At 71.0% G+C, this 20,550-nt stretch carries 24 protein-coding genes and 1 tRNA gene; 13 read left to right on the forward strand and 12 right to left on the reverse strand.

Features of this window, described 5'->3' with window-relative positions; genetic code table 11:
• Positions 1–10 precede the first annotated feature (10 nt).
• The 3 genes from yihA to argB all read left to right on the forward strand — a co-directional run bounded on the left by yihA (position 11) and on the right by argB (position 2,109).
• The gene (gene yihA, locus J3S20_RS06285) at positions 11–682 is read left to right on the forward strand and encodes a ribosome biogenesis GTP-binding protein YihA/YsxC (RefSeq protein ID WP_216836374.1); all 672 of its coding nucleotides are present in this window, start codon (positions 11–13) and stop codon (positions 680–682) included.
• A 94-nt stretch (positions 683–776) separates the two neighbouring features.
• On the forward strand, positions 777–1,115 hold the full coding sequence (locus J3S20_RS06290; protein WP_216835553.1) for a hypothetical protein: 339 nt from the start codon (positions 777–779) through the stop codon (positions 1,113–1,115).
• A 109-nt stretch (positions 1,116–1,224) separates the two neighbouring features.
• Positions 1,225–2,109 (forward strand): acetylglutamate kinase, encoded by an 885-nt coding sequence (gene argB, locus J3S20_RS06295; protein WP_216835555.1) that lies wholly within the window; start codon positions 1,225–1,227, stop codon positions 2,107–2,109.
• Positions 2,110–2,184: 75 nt separating this feature from the next.
• Here argB and J3S20_RS31080 read toward each other — a convergent pair whose 3' ends face one another.
• A complete protein-coding gene (locus tag J3S20_RS31080) occupies positions 2,185–3,348 on the reverse strand; it encodes a DUF2336 domain-containing protein (protein ID WP_216835557.1) in 1,164 nt (387 codons plus the stop codon).
• Complete coding sequence (locus J3S20_RS06305; RefSeq protein ID WP_216835558.1) at positions 3,345–4,556, reverse strand: GGDEF domain-containing protein; 1,212 nt, start codon at positions 4,554–4,556, stop codon at positions 3,345–3,347. Before J3S20_RS06305 ends, J3S20_RS31080 begins: the two co-directional genes overlap by 4 nt.
• 291 nt (positions 4,557–4,847) lie before the next feature.
• On the opposite strand from J3S20_RS06305, the gene dapD reads away from it, so the two are divergent.
• From dapD to J3S20_RS06335, 6 genes are all read left to right on the forward strand, one after another.
• Entirely contained in the window at positions 4,848–5,687 is an 840-nt protein-coding gene (dapD, locus tag J3S20_RS06310; RefSeq protein WP_216835560.1) for a 2,3,4,5-tetrahydropyridine-2,6-dicarboxylate N-succinyltransferase, read from the forward strand.
• 7 nt (positions 5,688–5,694) lie between these two features.
• Positions 5,695–6,828: a succinyl-diaminopimelate desuccinylase gene (gene dapE / locus J3S20_RS06315; protein WP_343215176.1), complete on the forward strand. Its 1,134-nt coding sequence runs from the start codon at positions 5,695–5,697 to the stop codon at positions 6,826–6,828.
• 137 nt (positions 6,829–6,965) lie between these two features.
• Complete coding sequence (locus J3S20_RS06320; protein WP_216835563.1) at positions 6,966–7,463, forward strand: hypothetical protein; 498 nt, start codon at positions 6,966–6,968, stop codon at positions 7,461–7,463.
• An 89-nt stretch (positions 7,464–7,552) separates the two neighbouring features.
• Positions 7,553–8,596 (forward strand): Ldh family oxidoreductase, encoded by a 1,044-nt coding sequence (locus tag J3S20_RS06325; RefSeq protein ID WP_216835566.1) that lies wholly within the window; start codon positions 7,553–7,555, stop codon positions 8,594–8,596.
• Between the two features lie 160 nt (positions 8,597–8,756).
• Positions 8,757–9,125 (forward strand): cupin domain-containing protein, encoded by a 369-nt coding sequence (locus tag J3S20_RS06330; protein WP_216835567.1) that lies wholly within the window; start codon positions 8,757–8,759, stop codon positions 9,123–9,125.
• A gap of 28 nt (positions 9,126–9,153) precedes the next feature.
• On the forward strand, positions 9,154–9,510 hold the full coding sequence (locus J3S20_RS06335; protein WP_216835569.1) for a cupin domain-containing protein: 357 nt from the start codon (positions 9,154–9,156) through the stop codon (positions 9,508–9,510).
• A gap of 27 nt (positions 9,511–9,537) precedes the next feature.
• On the opposite strand, the gene truA is transcribed toward J3S20_RS06335, so the two are convergent.
• Genes truA through def form a run of 3 tightly spaced genes read right to left on the reverse strand, consistent with a single transcriptional unit; the run spans position 9,538 to position 11,733 of the window.
• Entirely contained in the window at positions 9,538–10,299 is a 762-nt protein-coding gene (gene truA, locus J3S20_RS06340) for a tRNA pseudouridine(38-40) synthase TruA (protein WP_216835571.1), read from the reverse strand.
• A 1-nt stretch (position 10,300) separates the two neighbouring features.
• Entirely contained in the window at positions 10,301–11,197 is an 897-nt protein-coding gene (fmt, locus tag J3S20_RS06345) for a methionyl-tRNA formyltransferase (protein WP_216836375.1), read from the reverse strand.
• Positions 11,198–11,205: 8 nt separating this feature from the next.
• Positions 11,206–11,733: a peptide deformylase gene (def, locus tag J3S20_RS06350; RefSeq protein WP_216835573.1), complete on the reverse strand. Its 528-nt coding sequence runs from the start codon at positions 11,731–11,733 to the stop codon at positions 11,206–11,208.
• Between the two features lie 194 nt (positions 11,734–11,927).
• Here def and J3S20_RS06355 point away from each other — a divergent pair, with 194 nt between their 5' ends.
• The 3 genes from J3S20_RS06355 to J3S20_RS06365 all read left to right on the forward strand — a co-directional run bounded on the left by J3S20_RS06355 (position 11,928) and on the right by J3S20_RS06365 (position 13,501).
• Positions 11,928–12,434 carry an Hsp20 family protein gene (locus J3S20_RS06355; RefSeq protein WP_216835575.1) on the forward strand — a complete coding sequence of 169 codons (507 nt, stop codon included), beginning with the start codon at positions 11,928–11,930 and terminating at the stop codon, positions 12,432–12,434.
• A gap of 58 nt (positions 12,435–12,492) precedes the next feature.
• Entirely contained in the window at positions 12,493–12,747 is a 255-nt protein-coding gene (locus tag J3S20_RS06360; RefSeq protein ID WP_246602463.1) for a DUF1150 family protein, read from the forward strand.
• A gap of 70 nt (positions 12,748–12,817) precedes the next feature.
• The gene (locus J3S20_RS06365) at positions 12,818–13,501 is read left to right on the forward strand and encodes a DJ-1/PfpI family protein (RefSeq protein WP_216835577.1); all 684 of its coding nucleotides are present in this window, start codon (positions 12,818–12,820) and stop codon (positions 13,499–13,501) included.
• A gap of 144 nt (positions 13,502–13,645) precedes the next feature.
• Here J3S20_RS06365 and hpf read toward each other — a convergent pair whose 3' ends face one another.
• From hpf to J3S20_RS06400, 7 genes are all read right to left on the reverse strand, one after another.
• Entirely contained in the window at positions 13,646–14,251 is a 606-nt protein-coding gene (hpf, locus tag J3S20_RS06370; protein ID WP_216835579.1) for a ribosome hibernation-promoting factor, HPF/YfiA family, read from the reverse strand.
• Positions 14,252–14,326: 75 nt separating this feature from the next.
• On the reverse strand, positions 14,327–15,811 hold the full coding sequence (gene rpoN, locus J3S20_RS06375; RefSeq protein ID WP_216835581.1) for an RNA polymerase factor sigma-54: 1,485 nt from the start codon (positions 15,809–15,811) through the stop codon (positions 14,327–14,329).
• Between the two features lie 50 nt (positions 15,812–15,861).
• Positions 15,862–16,653, reverse strand: coding sequence for an LPS export ABC transporter ATP-binding protein (gene lptB / locus J3S20_RS06380; protein ID WP_246602545.1), 792 nt, complete (start codon positions 16,651–16,653; stop codon positions 15,862–15,864).
• A 2-nt stretch (positions 16,654–16,655) separates the two neighbouring features.
• Positions 16,656–17,663 carry an LptA/OstA family protein gene (locus tag J3S20_RS06385; protein ID WP_343215177.1) on the reverse strand — a complete coding sequence of 336 codons (1,008 nt, stop codon included), beginning with the start codon at positions 17,661–17,663 and terminating at the stop codon, positions 16,656–16,658.
• A complete protein-coding gene (gene lptC / locus J3S20_RS06390; RefSeq protein ID WP_246602464.1) occupies positions 17,660–18,355 on the reverse strand; it encodes an LPS export ABC transporter periplasmic protein LptC in 696 nt (231 codons plus the stop codon). The genes J3S20_RS06385 and lptC overlap by 4 nt, the downstream gene beginning before the upstream one ends.
• Before the next feature lie 183 nt (positions 18,356–18,538).
• Complete coding sequence (locus J3S20_RS06395; RefSeq protein ID WP_216835582.1) at positions 18,539–19,162, reverse strand: ribonuclease D; 624 nt, start codon at positions 19,160–19,162, stop codon at positions 18,539–18,541.
• 54 nt (positions 19,163–19,216) lie between these two features.
• Positions 19,217–19,303 (reverse strand) — tRNA-Leu (locus J3S20_RS06400).
• A 186-nt stretch (positions 19,304–19,489) separates the two neighbouring features.
• On the opposite strand from J3S20_RS06400, the gene J3S20_RS06405 reads away from it, so the two are divergent.
• Positions 19,490–20,449 (forward strand): complex I NDUFA9 subunit family protein, encoded by a 960-nt coding sequence (locus tag J3S20_RS06405; protein ID WP_216835584.1) that lies wholly within the window; start codon positions 19,490–19,492, stop codon positions 20,447–20,449.
• Positions 20,450–20,550: the final 101 nt, after the last annotated feature.

Here is a 20,550-nt window from a genome sequence, read left to right on the forward strand (position 1 = left end):
CCCGGTGACGCTGCCGCCGGGCGGGCTGGCGGAGGCGGTGGATGACGAGCAGCGCGCCGGGCTGATCGAGGCCGGGCGCCTGCTTTTCGCGCGGCCCTGCACCTTCTTCTACGCCTCCCAGGCGATCACCCAGCTGCCGCCGCTTGCCGGCCCCGAGGTCGCCTTCTGCGGCCGGTCGAATGTGGGAAAATCCTCCCTGCTCAATGCCCTGACCGGCCAGAAGGCACTGGCGCGCGTCTCTGTCACGCCGGGGCGCACGCGGCAGCTCAACTTCTTCCGCTGCGACGAGGGCCAGCTGATCCTCGTGGACATGCCGGGCTATGGCTATGCCAAGGCCTCCAAGACGCTGAAGGAGGACTGGCAGGGGCTGATGTTCGACTTCCTGCGCGGCCGGCCGACGCTGCGGCGTGTGCTGCTGCTGATGGATGCGCGGGTGGAAACCAAGCCCGCCGACCGTGCCGCGATCGAGCTGCTGTCCGATGCCGCCGTCGCCTTCCAGATCTGCATCACCAAGGTCGATGACGTGAAGAAGGCCCAGCTGGAAAAGCGGGTGCGGGAGCTGGAGGCGATCGTGAAGAAGCGCGCCGCCGCGCATCCGCTGATCCTGGTGACCAGCAGCGAGACCGGGCAGGGCGTCCCCGAATTGCGCGCCGAGCTGGCCGCCGTCGCGCGGCTGGGCTGAGCCTTCACGCCAGCTTAACCAGGCGGGGCGCAGCCTCTGCGCGGCACACGCCCGATCGGCGGGCGGCGCCTGTCCCGATCCGAGGATTTCGCTGATGTTCCGACGCCTGGCCCTTGCCGCCGTCCTGCTCGCGGCCGCCGCCGCGCCCGCGGCCGCGCAATGCGACACCCGCTTCACGCTGCGCAACAATTCCGGCAGCCAGGTGAACGAGTTCTATTTCGGCCCCTCCAGCAATTCCAACTGGGGCCGCGACCGGCTGGGGGAGAATGTGCTGCCGAATGGCCGGCAGGTCAGCTTCACGCCGGGCGGCCGCGGCGGCGCCTATGACTTCAAGGTGGTCTGGGCGAGTGGCGAAACCGCCGAGCTGATGCGGGTGAACATCTGCGAGGCTTCCGAGATCATCGCCACGCCGCGCGGCATCCAGGCGCGCTGAGGCCCACAGCGCCGGGGGCCAGCGGCCCCCGGTCTTGACCCTGGCCGGCAAAGGCCGCAAACCGCGCCGCCCGCGGCGGAAGGCCCCGGAGCGACCGGGGACGCCTGCCATGACCGACGACGCGCTCGACCAGATGGCGATCCTCGCCGGCGCTCTTCCCTTCCTGAAGCGCTACGACGACCAGATCGTCGTGGTGAAATATGGCGGCCACGCCATGGGGGAGGAGGAGACCGCGCTGCGCTTCGGCCGCGACATCGCGCTGCTGGAGCAGGTGGGCGTGAACCCCGTGGTGGTGCATGGTGGCGGCCCGCAGATCAACGCCATGCTGAAGCGGCTCGGCGTGAAGTCCAGCTTCGTGCAGGGCCTGCGCGTGACGGATGAGGAAATGCTCGACGTGGTCGAGATGGTCCTGGCTGGCCCGGTCAACAAGCAGGTCGCCTCCGCCATCACCCGCGCGGGTGCCATCGCGGTCGGCATCTCCGGCAAGGATGGCGGGCTGATCCAGGCGCGCAAGCTGACCCGCACCTATCGCGACCCCGACAGCCATATCGAGCGTGTGCTCGACCTCGGCTTCGTCGGCGAGCCGGAGCGGGTGGACCCGCGCGTGCTGCAGCTGCTGATCGGCGCGGATATCGTCCCCGTCGTGGCACCCGTGGGCGTCGGCGCCGATGGCCAGACCTACAACATCAATGCCGATACCGTGGCGGGTGCCATCGCCGGCGCGCTGGGCGCCGAACGGCTGCTGATGCTGACCGATGTGCGCGGCGTGCTGGGCCCGGATGGCCAGCTGATCCCGGAAATGACCGTGGCCGAGGTCAAGGCGGGCATCGAGGCCGGCTGGATCTCCGCCGGCATGATCCCGAAGGTCGAGACCTGCATCTACGCGGTGGAGCGCGGCGTGAAGGGCGCGGTCATCGTCGATGGCCGGGTGCCGCATGCGGTGCTGCTGGAACTGTTCACCGGCACGGGCGCGGGCACGCTGATCCGCGCCTGAAGCATTTTCGAGCCTTGCCGCGTCGCAAGGCGACTCGGCAGATGCGTTCCGACAATAGGCTGGAGCCCGCAACCCTCAAGCCGGCAGTCCCTCCAGCAGCTCCGCCTGCCATTGCAGCTCGGCCTCGCCGAGCGCCCAGCTGCCCTCCAGCGTGGGGTGCACCACCTCGGGCGGGCTCAGCCCGCCCAGCACCACCTGCACCTCCGCCGCCAGCGGCGCGGACCAGCCGGCGCTGTGGCAGAGGCCGGCGATGGCCCGCCCGCTGCGCAGTGCCAAGGCCGCCTCCACCCGCGCCTCCGTCACGCCGGCGGCTTCGGCCAGCTTGCTGAGCAGCAGGTCGCGGTCGCCGGCGCGGGCCGCGGCGAACAGGACGGCTTCCGCATCCTCGGCCGGCTCCTTCGCCGCAAGCCGCGCATCCACCCGCTTGCGCAGCGCGGCGGTCAGGTCGGCCGGCAGGTCGGATCGCGCCGCCAGCACACCCAGAAGATGGTCGGTCACGATGGCCCCCAAGGCGCGCGCCGCGCGGGCGGGCAGCTGGTGGCGCCGCACCAGGGCGGCCTGCCAGATCGGCCGCTTCTCGGACCCCGTCACCAGCCGGTCCAGCGTCGCCTCCCGGATCGCGGCGGAAGGATTGGCCAGCAGGGCGGCGACGGCCGGCACATCGGCGGTCTCGGCGATCGCATCCGTCACCGTCTCGCCCAGCCCGGCGCGAAGGGCGACGGCGCGGCGGGTGGCCGGCACGGGCGGCTCGGCGACCAGGCCGAGCAGGTCGGCCTCGGTCAGCAGCGGGGAGTGGCGGATCACCGGCTCCGCCACCAACATGGCGGTATCCCGCGCCAGGCGCAGGATCAGCTCGCGCGGCGCATCCGGCATTTCCCCCACTGCGGCGGCGATGGCGGCGCGCACTTCGGTCGCCGTATCCTCCACGAGCAGGGCCAGGGTGCCGGCGGAAAGCCGCGCCTTGCGGCCGCGCGGATCGGTGGAAAAGCTGGGGACCAGCGCCGCGATCCGCTTGGCCAGTTCCCGGCGCACCGCGGCATCGCTGTCCGCCGCCAGCAGCCGGGCGACGGCGGGCGGCGTGGCGGCATGGCCGGCGACTGCCTGGCGCACCTCCGCCGCCGGATCCGCCGCCAGGAAGGTGAGCAGCTCGGGCGAGGTTTCGGGCAGCCGGGCCACGGCCGCGCGGGCCTCGGCATTGCCATGCCGTGCGGCATGGCGGGCATCGGCGCTGTCGGTCACGCGCGCCGCTCGCCGCGGGCGCGCTTGGCCGCATACATGGCGGCATCGGCGCGGGACAGCAGCTCCGCCACCGTGTCGAAGGGTTCAGAGACGGCCAGGCCGATACTGGCACGCAGCGCCTGCGGCCCGGCTTCGGGCCATTCGGGCAGCGGCCCGGGCGCGCCGAGCGCGCTGATGCGACAGGCGGCCTCCTCGGCATCGGCGCGGTGCAGCCAGAGGCAGAATTCATCGCCGCCCAGCCGCGCTGCCAGGTCCTGCGGCGCGGCCAGGGCGCGCATCCGCGCGGCGACCGCGCGCAGCGCGGCATCGCCCGCCTTGTGGCCCAGCCGGTCGTTCAGCGGCTTCAGCCCGTCCAGGTCCAGGAAGACCAGCGCGCCGCCCTCGGCCAGCTGGTGCGGCAGAGCGGCCAGGAAGCCGCGGCGGTTCAGCAGGCCGGTCAGCGGGTCGCCATTGGCCGCGGTCGCCAGCGCCCGCTGGTGCAGCATCTCCGCCTGCAGCGCCGCGATGGGCAAGGCGAGGGCCGAGAGCAGGTCGCGATCGTCGGTATCCAGCGGCGGCTGGTCCGGGCTGCGCCAGGCCAGCAGGCAGGCGCCGCATTCGGTGGAGGCCAGCGCATGGTGGCTGGGCACCACGGGCAGGCCGGGCGCGGGCAGCAGGTGCAGCGGCGGCGGCGCCTTGACGTAGTGCGCGACCTGCCAGGCCTTGCCTTCCGGCACCAGCACCGCCGCACCCTCGCAGGACAGCGCCGCCGGCAGGGCCGAGAGCATGGCGCCCAGCGCCGCCTCCGCGCCGCCCTGCCGCTGGCCGAGGCGCAGCAGCCGGCCCAGCGCATTGGCCCGCCGCAGCGCGCGGGCCGCGACCTCGCCGCGCCGTTCCGCCGCGGTGATGTCCCGCGCCGTGCCACGCAGCCCCTCGCCATGCCGCATCAGGGTGAATTCCAGGCAGGCCTGGCCGCCATCGGCGCAGGAGAGCCACGCCTTGATCATGCGCTTCCGGCCGAAGGCGCCGAGGCCGAAGGGGCTGGGCCCGGGTCCGGCGAGCAGGGAGGCGGCGGGCAGGCCGATCAGCGATTCCGCCGCATGGCCCAGCACCAGCTCCGGCGCCAGGAAGGCGAAGCGGCCCTCGGCATCGGTCTCGAAGAGCATATCGGCCGAGAGCAGGGCGAAGTCGCGCCAGCGGGACCGGCTTTCGATCAGCGCGGTGGCCAAGGGGTCTGTGTCCCCACGCAGCTCAGGCTGGCTGAGGGGCATGCCAGGCTCTTCGCCAGGAGAAAGCGGGGGGTTTCCGTCCATGCGGGGCAGGGTAGGGGGCACGGATGAAGGGCCGGTTAGCAAAGCTCACCTGCTCCCCCATCGGGCCCCCCATCGGTCCACCCGATCCGGCCCGGCGATCTGGCGCCCGGCGCGTTGACAGCGCGGCGGCGGGCTATGCATGGTCGCCGGCACAAGCGGGAGCCTTCTCCCCACCGCCCTTCCAGACGCCAGGACACCCAGCACACCATGGACACGACGACGCGCCTGCAGTCCCAGATCGAGGCGCTGTGGGACCGCCGGGATACGCTGAATGCGCAGACCCAGGGCGAGGACCGGACCGCGGTGGAAGCCGCGCTGGAACTGCTCGATTCCGGCAAGGCGCGCGTTGCCGCGAAGGGCGCGGATGGCGCCTGGCAGGTGAACCAGTGGCTGAAGCAGGCCGTGCTGCTCTCCTTCCGCCTGTCCGACAGCGCGCCGATGGATGTGGGCCTGGGCGCCTATGACAAGGTGCCGCTGAAATTCGCCGATTGGGGCGCCAACCGCTTCAAGGAAGCCGGCTTCCGCGCCGTGCCGGGGGCGGTGGTGCGGCGTTCGGCCTATATCGCGCCGGGCGTGGTGCTGATGCCGTCCTTCGTCAATCTCGGCGCCTATGTCGATTCGGGCACCATGGTGGATACCTGGGCCACCATCGGGTCCTGCGCGCAGATCGGGAAGAACTGCCATATCTCCGGCGGCGCCGGCATCGGCGGCGTGCTGGAGCCGCTGCAGGCCAATCCCGTGGTGATCGAGGACGAGTGCTTCATCGGCGCCCGGTCCGAGGTGGCGGAAGGCGTGATCGTGGAGCGCGGCAGCGTGCTGTCCATGGGCGTCTTCCTCGGCGCCTCCACCAAGATCATCGACCGCGCGACCGGCGAGGTTTTTGTGGGCCGCGTGCCGGCCTATTCGGTGCTGGTCCCCGGCAGCCTGCCGGGCAAGCCGCTGCCGGATGGCTCGCCGGGGCCGAGCCTGTATTGCGCCGTGATCGTGAAGCGGGTGGATGCGCAGACGCGGTCCAAGACCTCGATCAACGAATTGCTGCGGGACTAGACGCCGCGTGAGGAATGATGTGCCGGACCCGGTGCCGCTGGCCCAGGCGCTGATCCGCTGCCGCAGTGTGACGCCTGCCGATGACGGGGCGATGGCGGTGCTGGAGGCGGCGCTGGCGCCCCTCGGCTTCGCCTGCCACCGGCTGCGCTTCGGTGAGATCGAGAATCTTTTCGCCATCCGCGGCGAGGGTGGCCCGCACCTGATGTTCGCCGGGCACACCGATGTGGTGCCGCCCGGCACCACCGGCTGGACCACCGACCCCTTCGGCGGGGAGGTGCGGGACGGCCTGCTGTTCGGCCGCGGCGCCACCGACATGAAGGGCGGCGTCGCCGCCTGGATTTCGGCGGTGACTGACGTGCTGGCCCGCCGACCCGACCTGCCCGGCACCCTTTCGCTGCTCATCACCGGCGACGAGGAAGGCCCCGCGGTGGACGGCACCGTGAAGGTGCTGGACTGGCTGCGGGATCAGCAAAAGATCCCCGACTGCTGCGTGGTGGGGGAGCCGACCAGCAAGGCCGTGTTGGGCGACACCATCAAGGTCGGCCGCCGCGGCAGCCTGAACGCCACGCTGACCGTGCACGGCACCCAGGGCCACAGCGCCTATCCGCAGCGCGCCGACAACCCTATCCATCGCCTGGTCCGCGTACTGGCGGCGCTGACCGGCACGCCGCTGGACCAGGGCACGGAATTTTTCGAGCCGACGACGCTCCAGGTGACCAGCTTCGATGTCGGCAATCCTGCCACCAACGTCATCCCGCCCAGCGCCACGGCGCGGCTGAACATCCGCTTCAACGACCGGCACACGGAAGCCAGCCTGACCGCGCATCTGCGCGCGGCGCTGGAGGCCGAGGCGCCGCGGCATGAGCTGGCCGTCTCCTGTTCCGGCGAGGCCTTCCTGACCCAGCCCGGCCCCTTCGTCGCGGCGCTGCAGGCCGCGGTGCTGGCGGAGACCGGCCAGGCGGCGAAGCTCGATACCGGCGGCGGCACTTCGGACGCCCGCTTCATCGCGCGCTTCTGCCCGGTGGCAGAGCTCGGCGCGGTGGGGGCCACCATGCACAAGGCGGATGAATCGACGCCCGTCGCGGAACTGCGCGCGCTCGCCCGGCTCTATGCCCGGGTGATCGAGGATGTGCTCGCCTGACCGGCGCCCAGACCCCGCCGCCCCAGGGGCTCCCCCCGGGCGTCCCCCCGGGCCTGCCGCCGGAGCCGCCGCTGCGCCTGGCGATCATCGCCGGGCTGCTCGGGGCCTCGCTGCTCGCGCGCGGGCGGGCGGAGGGCATGGCGCTGATGGAATCCTCGCCGGCCGGCGCGCTGCGATCCTTCGTCGCGGCCGCGATCTGCCTGCCGGCCTTCCTCGGCCTGCGCCTGTTCTCCTGGTCCGCCCTGGGCGGGGAGGACGGGCTGCTGCGGCCGCTGGCGGCGGAGCTCACCGGCTATGTCTACGGCTGGGTGCTGTTCGCCCTGGTCTGCCTGCCGGTGATCGCCGGCTGGGGCCGCGCGGCGCTCTGGCCGCGCTTCCTGGTGGCCTGGAACTGGATCAGCGTTGTGCAGTACCTGGCGCAGATCCTGCTGGCGCTGCTGCTGCTGGCGGGGCTGCCGACGCTGCTCGGCCAGGGGCTGACGCTCGCCGTGGTGGGCTATTCGCTCTGGCTGGAATGGTTCATGGCGCGGGCGGCGCTCGGCATCTCGGGTGGCCGGGCGGTGGGGCTGGTGGCGTTGGACGTGGCGCTGGGGCTGTTCATCGCGAGCTTCGTGCAGCGCCTTTCGCTGGGCTGAAGCATTTTCAAGCCTTGCGGCTCCGCAAGGCGACTCGGAAAATGCGTTAAACAATAAGCTACAGCCGCGCAACCAAAGGGGGGATCGGAATGTCGGCACGCTATGACGTGGCGCAGCTGCGCAGCTTTGCCATCGCGGCCTGCGCCGCGGCGGGGCTCGATTCGGAAAAGGCGCGCGCGGTGGCGGAGGTGCTGCTGGAAGGCGACCTGATGGGCCACGACACGCATGGTCTGGCCCTGCTGACGCCCTATCTCGATGCGCTGCAAAGCGGCGATATGCGCGCCTCCGGCGAGCCGGAGGTGGTCGCCGCGACCCCTGTCGCCCAGACCTGGGATGGGCGCAAGCTGCCCGGCCCCTGGCTGGTGCGCCGCGCCATCGCCCGCGCCGAGGCGGCCTCCGCCGATGCCGGCATCGGCGTGGTGAGCATCGGCCGCTGCCACCATATCGGCTGTCTGGCCGCCTATGGCCCGCCGGTGGCCGCCGCCGGGCGGATGTTGCTGCTGACCTGCTCCGACCCCGCCACCGGGTCGGTCGCCCCCTGGGGCGGCACGCGGCGCATCTACACGCCGAACCCGCTGGCCGCCGCCTGGCCGACGCCGGAGGGGCCGGTGCTGATCGACGTCTCCATGTCCGTCACCACCAATGGCATGACCGGCCGCAAGCGGGCCCAGGGCGAGCTTTTCGACCATCCGGTGCTGCTGGATGCGGAGGGAAGGCCGAGCCGCGATCCCAATGTCTTCTGGGCCGATGGCACGCTGATGCCGCTGGGCGGGGTGGAGGCGGGGCACAAGGGCTTCGCGCTCGGCCTGCTGATCGAGGTGCTGACCAGCGCGCTGGCCGGCCATGGCCGCGCCGATGCGCCCACCGGCTGGGGCGCCTCCGTCCTGGTGATGGTGATCGACCCGGCCCGCTTCGGCGGCACCCAGGCCTTCCTGCGCGAGACCGGCTGGATGGCGCAGGCGGTGCACGCCAATCCGCCCCGGCCGGGCGGAGAGACGCCGCGCCTGCCGGGGGAACGCGCCATGGCGCGGCGGGCGGAGGCGCTGGCGCAGGGCGTGACGCTGCATCCGGCGATCCCGCCGGCGCTGGCGAAGCTGGCGCAGCGATTCGAGCTGGAACTGCCTGCCGCCTGAGGCCTGCCAGCGCCGCTGGCTGGGCGCGGCCCAGGCCCGGCAATCTCGGAACAAGTTTCTTTCGTAACAAATTCTTCTTATTTCTCCTGGCGACCCGGCGGCTGGCGAGGGTGGTAGCCTGCCAAAGGGGGCAGGTTGCCTCCGCCAGACGGAGATCGCCATGACCCTAGGCGCCACCACGATCACCACGCCTCCCGACTATGCCTGGTTCCCCTTTCCCATCCCGGGGCATAGCGGCGAGATCACGGCCGCCTTCCTCAACCGGGACCTCGGCGCCGGGCCCATCGCGGCCGTGATGCAGATGGCCGCCGGCGCCCGCATCCCCGCCCATGTGCATGACCGATCGACGGAGGCCTTCCTGGTGCTGGAAGGCCGCTTCATCAACGCCGGCACCTCCTATGGCCCCGGCGCCTTCTTCACGGTGAAGCCGGGCGAGGTGCATGGGCCGCATGAGGCACCCGAGGGGGCTCGGATCCTGTTCCTGCAGTCCGAGGAGGTCGATCCCAGCGACTTCCGCATTGCCGAGTAGCCCCCCGAGCCCCTGGGAGATCGCCGAGATGACCAGCACCATCCTGCGCGCGGAGGAGGTCCGTTTCAGCCCCTTCAACCTGCCGGGCTTCACGGGCGGCACGGAGGCCGCCTTCCTCAACACCGATACGACGGCCGCCCCCTTCATCGCGCTGCTGCGCATGGAGCCCGGCGCGGAGCTGGCGAAGCATTACCACCCGAAGGCGATCGAGGCGGTCTATGTGCTGGAGGGCGAGATGATCAACGACGGCGAGCGGCTGCCCGCCGGCTCCATCGTCTCGCATGGTCCGGGCGTGGCGCATGGCCCGCATCGGACGGAGACGGGCTGCGTGCTGATGTTCATCCAGTATCCCGGGGTGGGTCCTGACGACAGCGTCTTCGTCTGACGGCGGCGGCGGTAGGGCCTCGGCGCATCACACCCAGTCCGGCGCCGGGTCGTAGCGGGCGAAGCGGAAGACCAGCCCATCGGGCGGCGCGGTCTGGCCCGCCTTGCCGCGGTCCAGCCCCTCCAGCACCTGGCGCGGCCAGGTGACGGGGCGGCGGCCCTGGCCGACCTCGTGCAGCGTGCCGACCAGGTTGCGGACCTGGTGGTGCAGGAAGCTGCGGGCCTCCGCGATGATGTGCACCTCCTCGCCCAGCCGCGTCACCTCCAGCCGGTCCAGCGTGCGGATCGGCGACTTCGCCTGGCAGGCGGCGGCGCGATAGGCCGAGAAGTCGTGCCGGCCGAGCAGCAGCTGCGCCGCCGCATGCATCGCTTCCGCATCCAGCGGCCGCTTCACATGCCAGAACTGGCCCGCCGCCAGGGCCGGCCGCGCCGGGCGGTTGAGGATGCGGTAGCGATAGCCGCGGCCAAGGCAGTCGAAGCGCGCGGACCAGTCGTCCGCCACCCGCGCCGCGGCCCGCACCACCAGCGGATGCGGCTGGGTGCGGAAATTGATGGCGTCCCGGACCCGCTGCGGCGGCAGGTTTAGCGCCAGTTCCAGATCCGCCACCGCGCCTTCCGCATGCACACCCGCATCGGTGCGGCCGGAGGCGGTGGCGGTGGGAGGCTGCCCATGGTTCAGCGGCGCGGCCGCTTCCTCCAGCAGTTTCTGCACGCTGGGCAGCTCCCCCTGCCGCTGCCAGCCGCAGAAATTCGTGCCGTCATACTCCAGCAGCAGCGCGTAGCGCGGCATTTTACGAAAGCTGCGTGGGCAGGCTGTAGCCGCGCAGGAGGTCGGCCGTGGGCATGGCGGCGCGGCCGGGGCGTTGCAGGCGCAGCAGGTGCAGCGCGCCCGCGCCGCAGGCCACGACATCGGGCGCCAGCAGCGTGCCGGGGGCGCCGCTTCCGGGCACGGCTTCGGCCGCATGCACCCGCAAAACCTCCGCGCCAGCCTGGAAGAAGCAGCCGGGCCAGGGGGTGAGGGCGCGGATGCGGCGGTCCAGCGCCGTGGCGGGCTGCGTCCAGTCGATGCGGCCATCCGCCTTAGAAAGCTTCGGCGCATAGGTGACGCCCGCCTCCGGCTGCGGCACGGACGGCGGGTTTTCGTCCAGCACGCGCAGGATCAGCCGGGCGCCGATTTCGGCCAGCGCGTCATGCAGTTCGGGCGTGGTGGTGCGGGGGCCGATCGGCGTGGCCTCCGCCAGCAGCATCGGGCCGGTATCCAGCCCCTCCTCCATCTGCATGATGGTGATGCCGGATTCCGTGTCCCCGGCCAGGATCGCCGCCTGGATCGGCCCCGCCCCGCGCCAGCGCGGCAGCAGGGAGGCGTGGATGTTCAGGCAGCCGCGCCGTGGCGCCGCCAGCATGGCCGGCGGCAGGATCAGCCCATAGGCCGCGACCACCGCCACATCGAGGTCCAGCGCCGCAAAGGCCGCGTGTTCCGCCGCATCCCGCTTCACCCGCGCCGGCGTGCGCACCGGCAGGCCCAGCTCCAGCGCTGCGCGATGCACGGGGCAGGGGGTTTCGCGCTGCCCGCGCCCGGCGGGTTTCGGCGGCTGGGTATAGACGCAGGCAATCTGATGCCCCGCCCCATGCAGCGCCCGCAGCGCGGGCACCGAAAAGTCCGGGCTGCCCATGAAGGCGAGGCGCAGCCGGGCGGTCACCCCTGCGCCTTCAGCTTCAATTCCTTGGCCAGCTTGCGCAGCAGCATGTTGCGCTTCAGCGCCGAGATATGGTCGACGAACAGCACGCCATCCAGGTGGTCGATCTCATGCTGCAGGCAGGCGGCCAGCAGGCCATCGCCCTCGATCTCGCGCTTCGCGCCGGTCAGGTCCTGGTAGCGCACCTTCACCCGGGCGGGGCGCGTGACATCCGCGTATTGGCCGGGCAGGGACAGGCAGCCTTCCTCGCGCACCGCCGTCTCGCTGCTCTCGGCCACGATCTCGGGGTTCACCAGCACCACCGGCGCCGGCACGTCGTTCTCATGCAGGTCGATCACCACCAGGCGCAGCAGCTCCCCCACCTGCGGCGCCGCCAGGCCGATGCCGGGGGCCTTGTACATGGTGGCCAGCATGCGGGCGGAGAGGTCGGGGATGCGCGAATCCCCCTGCGCCACCGGCTTCGCCTTGGCGCGCAGCCGTGGGTCCGGGACATAGAGGATGGGCAGCAATTCGGTTTCGGTGGTCATTTCGATCGCTTGCCCGCGCGGCGGGCGTCTGGGGTAGGCCAAAGGGGGGAAGGCCAGGAGATGACCCGGAGAGGTAGCCCCGCCCCGCCCCCCTTGCAACGGCCGGCGACGCCGCCAAGATTGCAGGAAGCGGGGTGCCTTCGGGCCCCGCGAGACCAAGGCTTCGCTCCTGAGCGAGGAGGCACCCGAGATCCATGTCACGACCTTCCCTGTTCGGCTCGCCCCTGTTCCTCGGCTTCGACCATCTCGAGCAGATGCTCGACCGGGTACAGAAAAGCGCCGACGGCTATCCCCCCTACAATATCGAGCAGACGGGCGAGACGCGGCTGCGCATCACGCTGGCGGTCGCCGGCTTCTCGATGGAGGAGCTGCAGATCACGCAGGAGGACAACCAGCTGGTGATCCGTGGCCGGCAGCGTGAGGACGGCGAGGGCCGGATCTTCCTGCATCGCGGCATCGCGGCGCGCCAGTTCCAGCGCGCCTTCGTGCTGGCCGAGGGGATCGAGGTGGAGGGCGCCTGGCTGGACAACGGCCTGCTGCATGTCGACCTGCAAAGGCCGCTGCCCGAGGTGCGGGTGAAGACCATCCAGATTGCCACCCGCGGCCATGGGCCGCAGCGCCCCGTAGTGGGCCAGGTGCCGGTCGGGGAAGGGCGGATCGGAGAGGCGCGGGTCGCCGATGGCCGCCTGAAGCAGAGTTGAGACCCGTATTGCGTGACCTTGGCACGGGCCATCACGGCCGTGCCGGAAGGAGATGACCATGTCCGACTTCGATGGCGGCGCCTCTGAGGGCCGCGTGACCCTGTCCCCGATGGCGCTGCGAAGCCTGTCGAACCTGGATTTCGCCCGGCTGGGCGCCGATGCGGTCGCCTATCTGCGGCCGGTGGTTCTGAACGGCGCGCTGGCCTTCGCGATCCATGCCGCCGATGGCACGCCGATCGGCGCCGCGCCCAATGCCGACCTCGCCGCCGCGGCGATCCGCCAGCACGACATGGAGCCGATGCTGGTGCATTGATCCGGGCGGAGGTTCCGCCCGGCCTGGGTCGCGTCTAGCCTGCCCGGATCAACCGGGCAGGAAATCCCTCATGACGCTGAACATCGGCCTGCTGCTGTTTCCGGATGTGCAGCAGCTTGACCTGACCGGCCCCTACGAAGTGTTGGCCGGGCTGCCGGGTGCGCAGATGCACCTGGTGGCGGCCGAGGCCGGGCCGGTGCGCGCCTCCACCGGCCTGACGCTGACCGCGACCACCGACTACGCAAGCTGCCCGCAGCTCGATATCCTCTGCGTGCCGGGCGGCGCGGGGATTGCGGCATTGATGCGCGATGCGACGGTGCTGGATTTCCTGCGGCGCCAGGCGCCGGGCGCGCGCTATGTCACCTCCGTCTGCACCGGCGCGCTGGTGCTGGGCGCGGCAGGGCTGCTGCGCGGCAAGCGCGCCACCACCCATTGGAATGCGCATCACCTGCTGGCCCCGCTGGGCGCCATTCCCGTGCAGGCGCGGGTGGTGCGGGACGGCAATCTGTTCACCGGCGGCGGCGTGACGGCGGGCATCGACTTCGCCCTGACACTGGTGGCGGAAATCGCCGGGCCCGAGGCGGCGCAGTCCATCCAGCTCGGCCTGGAATACGCGCCCGCGCCGCCCTTCGAGGCCGGCAGCCCGGAGACGGCGCCGCCCGCCATCCTGGCCGGCGTGCGGGACAAGACCGCCGCCAACCGCAAGGCGCGGGAGGCGCTGGTGGCCGAGGTGGCGAAGGGGCTTGGGCTCTAAAGCACTATCCGATAACACCGGTTCGATGTTATCGGATTTCGTGCTTTAGAAACAATGACTTCCAGAGCACGAGATCCGTCCAACTGGACGGATCCCGTGCTCTGGCGGGGCCCTCCCCCGAGGGAGAAAGAGCGCCGCCGCCCGTCAGGGGCTCTTCGGGTCGATCCAGCCGATATGGCCGTCGCCGCGGCGATAGACGACGTTCAGCCCATTGGTCGCCCGGTTGCGGAACATCAGCACCGGGACATGCGCCAGGTCCATGCGCATCACCGCCTCTCCCACCGTCAGGCGGTGGATCTCGGACGGGGTCTCCGCCACCACGGCCGGGTGGTTCTCGGCGCCATCGGCCAGGACGGGATCGGGCGTCTCCTCATCCTCCTCCTCATGCCGCAGCACCACCTGGCGGGCGGGTTCCGCCACCTCCGGTTCGCGCTCGCTGGCCAGGCTGCGGGCGTGGTCGTTCATGCGGCGGCGGTAGCGGCGCAGGCGCTTGGCGACATGTTCGGCCGCCACGGTGAAGGCGCGATGCGCATCGGCGCCTTCGCCTTCGCCGCGCAGGAACAGGTTGCGCCCGGCCTTCAGGTTGATGTCGCAGAGGAAGGCGTGGCCCTTGGCGTCCCGGCTGAAGGTCACGTTTGCTTCGACGGCGTGGTCGAAATACTTGCGCGATATGACCGTGAGGCCGTCCCTTACATGAGTCTTCAACGCCTCGCCGGTTTCGACCTGCTTGCCTGCGACGGTGATATGCATGCGAGCTTCGCTCCTTCCTCCGCTATGGGAAAGGCCGCGCCCGGATGGATAGGCGGCGTAGCAACCTGCCGCGGATCAGGCCGGGACGGCCTTCTCCCGCTTGCGTTGCACTGATGATGGGATGCGCAACGCCTCGCGGTATTTGGCCACCGTTCGGCGTGCGATGTCCACTCCCTCCTTGCGCAAACGCTCGACGATCGCATCGTCGGAGAGCACATCCTCGGTGGTCTCGGCGCTGATCATCTCGCGGATGCGGAAGCGCACCGCCTCGGCCGAGTGGCTTTCGCCGCCAAGTGTTCCGGCGATTGCGGTGGTGAAGAAATACTTTAGCTCGAAGGTCCCGCGCGGCGTGGCGATGTATTTATTGGCCGTGACGCGACTCACGGTGCTTTCATGCATGGCGACATATTCGGCAACGTCCCGCAGGATCAGCGGCCGCAGATGCGCTACGCCATGGCGGAAGAAGCCGTCCTGCCGGCGCACGATCTCGGCCGCCACCTTCAGAATGGTATTGGCCCGCTGTTCCAGCGATTTCACCAGCCAGGTGGCGGATTGCAGCCGGTCCGCGATGAAGGCTTTGTCGTCACGGGATTTCGCCCCCACCACCGCGCGGGCGTGAAAGCCGCGATTGACCAGCACGCGGGGCAGCGTCTCCGGGTTCAGCTCCACCGCCCAGCCGCCATCGGGCAGCCGCTTCATCAGCACGTCGGGCACCACCGCCATGGCCGGTGGCGCGTCGAAGCTCGCCCCCGGCTTGGGGTCGAGCCGCTTCACCTCCGCGATCATGTCCGCGAGGTCTTCCGAATCGCACTCGCAGACCCGCATCAGCCCGCGCAGGTCGCGCCGCGCCAGCATCTCCAGATTGTCCAGCAGGCGCTCCATGCAGGGGTCCAGCCGGTTGCGGTCGGCCAGTTGCACGGCCAGGCATTCGCGCAGGTCGCGGCAGAACATCCCGACCGGGTCCAGCCGCTGCAGCCGCGCCCGCACCCCGGCCACCTGTTCCACCGGGCAGCCCATGGCATTGGCGATCTGCCAGTCCTCGATGGTCATCCGCCCGGCGGGGTCGACCAGCGCCAGCATCTGCGCCGCAATCAGCCGTTCCTGCGGATCGCCGAAGGTCAGCCGGACCTGTTCGCCCAGATGCTCCCGCAGCGATTTCCGGCCATCCGCCAGGTCCTCGATGTCCGAGAGGCTGTCGTCGAAATCCGCGCGCCCGCCGCGGCCGCCGGATTCGGCAAAGCCGCCGCCGTCGCTGTCATAGACATTGCCGTAGTCGGCATCGAGCGGCGCGGCGGAGTCTGACGGCATCTCGCCGGAGGTCGCCGCGGCATGGGTATCGGCGGGTTCGGCGGCCGGCGCCTCCGGCGCCCGCTCATCGGCCCGCGTCGCGGGTTCGGGGCGGTCGTCGCGCTCGAGCAGCGGATTGCGCTCCAGCTCCTCCTCGACGAAGGCGGTGACTTCCACATTGCTGGACTGCAGCAGCTTGATGGCCTGCCGCAGCTGCGGCGTCATCACCAGGGACTGGGACTGCCGCAGGTCCAGGCGCGGTCCGAGTGCCACGACCCTCAGCCCCCGACCCGGCGATGCGAAGCCCTGCTCATGCCGGCAGACTAGAGCGAAAATCTTTCGCCGAGATAGACACGCCGCACACCCTCATGCGCGACGATGTCGCGCGGGTTGCCCTCCATCAGCACCTGGCCGTCGTGCAGGATATAGGCGCGGTCGATGATCTCCAGCGTCTCACGCACATTGTGGTCGGTGATCAGCACGCCGATCCCGCGATCCTTCAGATGTTTTACAAGATCACGGATCTCGCCGACGGCGATGGGGTCGATGCCGGCGAGGGGCTCGTCGAGCAGGATATAGGAGGGCTGGGTGGCGAGAGCGCGGGCGATCTCGCAGCGCCGGCGTTCGCCGCCCGAAAGCGCCAGCGCCGGGGCGCGCCGCAGATGGGCGATGCCGAATTCGGCCAGCAGGCTGTCCAGCATCTGCTCCCGTCGGTCACGCACCGGCTCCACCACCTCCAGCGCCGCGCGGATATTGTCCTCCACCGAAAGGCCCCTAAAGATCGAGGCCTCCTGCGGCAGGTAGCCGAGGCCGAGGCGGGCGCGGCGGTACATCGGCAGGCGGGTGACGTCGTGGCCATCCATGGTGACGATGCCCTCATCGGGCTGCACCAGGCCGGTGATCATGTAGAAGGTGGTGGTTTTGCCGGCGCCATTCGGGCCCAGCAACCCCACAGCCTCTCCCCGCCGCAGGTTGATCGAGACGTTCCGCACCACGGGCCGCTTCTTGTAGCGCTTGCCGAGGCCGGTCGCGACCAGGCCCGCATTCTCCGCAGCCAGGCGGATGGGCGGGGTGGTGCGCGGCTCGCCGGGGCGGTCGGTCGGGTGGTCCAGCATCGTCATCGGCCCTGCGACTGGCTGGGCTGGCGAGCCGGGGGCGGGGCAGGATTGCGCGGCGCCGGCCGCTGCGCCGGGGGGACGTTCGCCTGGCTCGGCTGCTGCTGCCCCGGCACGACCAGGCCCTGCACGCGGGTTCCCGGCGCCGAGACGAGGCGCGAGACGCCGGTCTGCAGGTTCACGATCGCTTCCTGGCCGTTCAACTGGTTCTCCCCACGGGTGATCCGGACGCCGCCGACCAGCCGCGCCAGGCCGGTCTGCGGGTTGTACATGCCGCGCTCGCCGCGCACGACTTCCTCGGCCGAGCGGATCTCGACCCCGCCATAGGCCTCGACGCGCTCGATCCGGCTGCTTTCATTGGCGGCCGGCAGCCCGGCCACGGGCGGCGCCGCGGGGCGGGCCGGGGTGGGGGCGGGGTTCGGCGTGGGCGCGCCCTCGGCCGGGGCATCCAGGAAATAGGCGACCAGCGTATCGGCCGCGATCCGCCGGCCATCGGCGCTGACCACCACGGCGTTGCCGCGGGCCACCGCCATGCGGCGTTGCGGCCAGTATTCGAGGCTGTCGCGGGCGGTGATGCGCTGGTCCGGCGTGGTCAGCGACAGGCCGCGGCCGGACAGCACCATCACCGCCTGGTCCATGTCATAGACCGCGCGCTCGCCTTCCGCGCGTTCGGTGGCGGAGGTGACGCGGACATTGCCCTCGGCCTCCAGCCGCCAGATCTCGCCGCCCGACAGCGGGCTCTCGCCCGGCTGGGCGGGGGCCGCCTGGGCGCCGCCGCGCGGGCGGTAGCGGGCGATCAGCCGGTCCGCATCCACCGCCACGCCGTCGCGCACCGCGCGCGCGGCGCCGCGGGCGATGACCACCTGGTCCTGCTGGCGCCATTCGATGCCGTCATTCGCGGTGATCTCGACCGGCCCGCCCTGGTTCAGGTCGAGGTTCTGCGCGCGCAAGGGCACTGCCAGCAGCGGCAGGGCCAGAAGCGGCAGGATCAGGCGTCCGATGCGGGTCACTGGCCACCTTCCAGCACGGTGCGGGCCCGGCCGGTGAAGACCACCACCTGGCCACGGTCGAACAGGCGAAAACCTTGCGCCGTCAGCGTGCCGAAGGGCCCCTGGGCCGCCACCGGCGCATCGCCGGAAGCCACGCCGGCCTTCAGGTCGATCGCCGCGCGATCGGTCACGAACTGGCTGCCATCGTCATGGTGCACGGTCACCTGGCCGCTGAGGTCGAGGTGGTTGGTCGGGCGGTTGAACCGTCCCTCCCGCGATTCGAGATAGACCCAGCTGCCATCGCCCATCAGCAGGTCGGCGCGCGGCGCATCCAGCACCACCACCTCCTCATTCCCGCCCTGGGTGGCGACGCTGGCGGTGACGGTATAGGGGCGGTTCTGCTCATCCACGCCCTGGTAGCGCGGGTCGACGATGCGCAGCGCATCCGGGGCGGCCTGCAGCACGCGACGGAAGGCGACGCGGCCGCGATCCGCGGCGCTGTCGATCTCGGGCCAAAGCGCGATGGCGGCCAGCAGCGCGACGGCCGCCAGCGGCAGGACGCGCTTGGCGACGCTGACCAGGATCCGGCGCCGCAGCAACTGCCCGGCACTCGGCGCCCGGCGTTCCCGGGAGGGAGCCAGCAGGCGCCGCGCGGGGGCGCGGCCGGCCGCGACCGAGGAGGCGTTGGGCCGAGCGGAGAGGGGCGGCGGCAATCTCACCGGATTTGTATGAGCCTCGCGGGGCGGGGGGTCAACGCGGAGATGACCCTGCCGGGCCGGCGGGACAAAAAACGTGCCAAGATTTCCCGCTCCTGCCCTGTCGCGGTTTACGCGATGGTCACTTTCCTGGCAGTCCGGTGCAAATCGCCCTGCGGGCGGAGGAAACCGGTCAGCCGGTCAATGCGCGAAGATGTCCGGGTCTTCGTAGCCCAGCAGGTCCAGCCGGCCCCGCATGGGAAGGAAATGGTAGCAGGCCTCGGCGATGTCCAGACGCCCCTCCCGCTCCAGCAGCGCCTTCAGCCGGGCCCAGAGGGCATGCAGGTGCAGCACGTCGGAGGCCGCATAGGCCAGCTGCTCCGGCGTCAGCTCCGCCTGGCCCCAGTCGCTGGACTGCTGCTGCTTGGAGAGATCGACGCCCAGCAGGTCCCGGCACAGGTCCTTCAGCCCGTGCCGGTCCGTATAGGTGCGCACCAGCTTGGAGGCGATCTTGGTGCACACCACCGGCGCCACCACCACGCCCAGGGCGTTGTACAGGGCGGCGACATCGAAGCGGGCAAAGTGGAAGATCTTCAGCACCGCGGGATCCGCCAGCAGGCGCTTCAGGTTCGGGCAGTCCGCGCCGCGGCCACCCAGCCGCTCGGGCAGGATCTGCACGCAATGCGCGGTGCCGTCGCCTGCGGAAAGCTGCACCAGGCAAAGCCGGTCGCGCCGCGGGTCGAGGCCCATGGTCTCGGTATCGATGGCGACGGAAGAGCCGAAGCTCACATCGTCCGGCAGGTCGTGCCGATGCAGTCGGATCACGGCGGCCTTCGTGAAAAGGGTGGAACCCACCGCCGTATTTAACCCCGTTTGGAATGGTGCCCAGGAAAGGACTCGAACCTTCACGACCTTGCGGTCACTGGCACCTGAAGCCAGCGCGTCTACCAATTCCGCCACCTGGGCAAGGGGCGTCTTCCGACGTGCGGCGGGGTTTACGGGCGGCCCCCGGACCCGTCAAGCGGGGGGTGTGCGGAATTCTTTCAGGAAAGCTGCAATGCTGTGGACATCGCTTGGCGCAGCCCAGCGCGGCCCATATGGTCCGGCAGCGCGAGGCCAGTGGATAGGGCCAATGGATATGGAGCACGGGTGATGCAGGTGGAGCGAGATCGCAAGGTGGCGACGGTGTTCGGCGGCGCCGGCTTCATCGGACGCTATGTGGTGCAGCGGCTGGCGGCGCAGGGCTATGTGGTGCGGGTGGCGACGCGCGACCCGGCGGGCACGCGCTTCCTGACCACCCAGGGCCGCGTCGGCCAGATCGTGCCGCTGCAGGTCTCCGTCACCGATCCAGCCGCGCTGGCTCGCGCCGTGCAGGGCGCGGATGTGGTCATCAACCTGGTGGGCATCCTGTATGAGCGCCGCCCCGGCGACTTCGCCCGGGTGCAGGGGGAAGCGCCGGGGCTGATCGCCGAGGCCGCCGCCCGCGCCGGCGCGCGCCGCATGGTGCATATCTCCGCCATCGGGGCCGATGCGGCCAGCGACAGCCTCTATGCCCGCAGCAAGGCGCAGGGGGAGGCGGCGGTGCGCGCGGCCTTCCCGCAGGCCACCATCCTGCGTCCCTCCGTCGTCTTCGGGCCGGAGGACCAGTTCTTCAACCGCTTCGCCGGCATGGCGCAGATGCTGCCCTTCATGCCGGTGGTTTCCGGCGCCAGCCGCTTCCAGCCGGTCTTCGTGGGCGACGTGGCGGATGCGGTGATGGTGGCGCTGGAGTCCGACGCGGCCCTGGGCACCACCTATGAGCTCGGCGGGCCGCGGGTGATGACGATGCGCGAGGTGCTGCGCTTCATCCTGGAGACCACGCGGCGGCGCCGCCGGATGCTGGAGATGCCGATGGGCTTCATGCGCTTCCAGGCCGGGCTGCTGGAGAAGCTGCCGAATCCGGCGCTGACGCGCGACCAGCTGCTGCTGCTGGGGCGGGACAATGTGGCGGCGGCCGGCGTGCCGGGGCTGGCGGAACTGGGGATCGCGCCGAAGTCGGTGGAGGCGGTGGTGCCAGCCTATCTGCGTCGCTACCGCGTCGGTGGCGGGCGGCGGGACCTCGCCACGGCCTAAGGCCGCTTCGGTCCCTTTATCGGCGAGGTCCATCTCGCCGATCAGGGGCCTGGTAAGGAATCGTCGGATATAGGACAGCAAGACTGTCATTGCGGCGCAAA

It is taken from the genome of Falsiroseomonas tokyonensis, from assembly GCF_019024325.1.
Classification (GTDB): Bacteria; Pseudomonadota; Alphaproteobacteria; order Acetobacterales; family Acetobacteraceae; genus Falsiroseomonas; species Falsiroseomonas tokyonensis.

What these genes read in the sequence shown, in the direction of transcription:
- J3S20_RS06290 (WP_216835553.1), top strand. Translation starts at nt 777, where the DNA reads ATGTTCCGACGCCTGGCCCTTGCCGCCGTCCTGCTCGCGGCCGCCGCC.
- argB (WP_216835555.1), top strand. Translation starts at nt 1,225, where the DNA reads ATGACCGACGACGCGCTCGACCAGATGGCGATCCTCGCCGGCGCTCTT.
- dapD (WP_216835560.1), top strand. Translation starts at nt 4,848, where the DNA reads ATGGACACGACGACGCGCCTGCAGTCCCAGATCGAGGCGCTGTGGGAC.
- J3S20_RS06320 (WP_216835563.1), top strand. Translation starts at nt 6,966, where the DNA reads ATGGCGCTGATGGAATCCTCGCCGGCCGGCGCGCTGCGATCCTTCGTC.
- J3S20_RS06325 (WP_216835566.1), top strand. Translation starts at nt 7,553, where the DNA reads ATGTCGGCACGCTATGACGTGGCGCAGCTGCGCAGCTTTGCCATCGCG.
- J3S20_RS06330 (WP_216835567.1), top strand. Translation starts at nt 8,757, where the DNA reads ATGACCCTAGGCGCCACCACGATCACCACGCCTCCCGACTATGCCTGG.
- J3S20_RS06335 (WP_216835569.1), top strand. Translation starts at nt 9,154, where the DNA reads ATGACCAGCACCATCCTGCGCGCGGAGGAGGTCCGTTTCAGCCCCTTC.
- truA (WP_216835571.1), bottom strand. Translation starts at nt 10,299, where the DNA reads ATGCCGCGCTACGCGCTGCTGCTGGAGTATGACGGCACGAATTTCTGC.
- def (WP_216835573.1), bottom strand. Translation starts at nt 11,733, where the DNA reads ATGACCACCGAAACCGAATTGCTGCCCATCCTCTATGTCCCGGACCCA.
- J3S20_RS06355 (WP_216835575.1), top strand. Translation starts at nt 11,928, where the DNA reads ATGTCACGACCTTCCCTGTTCGGCTCGCCCCTGTTCCTCGGCTTCGAC.
- J3S20_RS06360 (WP_246602463.1), top strand. Translation starts at nt 12,493, where the DNA reads ATGTCCGACTTCGATGGCGGCGCCTCTGAGGGCCGCGTGACCCTGTCC.
- J3S20_RS06365 (WP_216835577.1), top strand. Translation starts at nt 12,818, where the DNA reads ATGACGCTGAACATCGGCCTGCTGCTGTTTCCGGATGTGCAGCAGCTT.
- hpf (WP_216835579.1), bottom strand. Translation starts at nt 14,251, where the DNA reads ATGCATATCACCGTCGCAGGCAAGCAGGTCGAAACCGGCGAGGCGTTG.
- lptB (WP_246602545.1), bottom strand. Translation starts at nt 16,653, where the DNA reads ATGCTGGACCACCCGACCGACCGCCCCGGCGAGCCGCGCACCACCCCG.
- J3S20_RS06405 (WP_216835584.1), top strand. Translation starts at nt 19,490, where the DNA reads ATGCAGGTGGAGCGAGATCGCAAGGTGGCGACGGTGTTCGGCGGCGCC.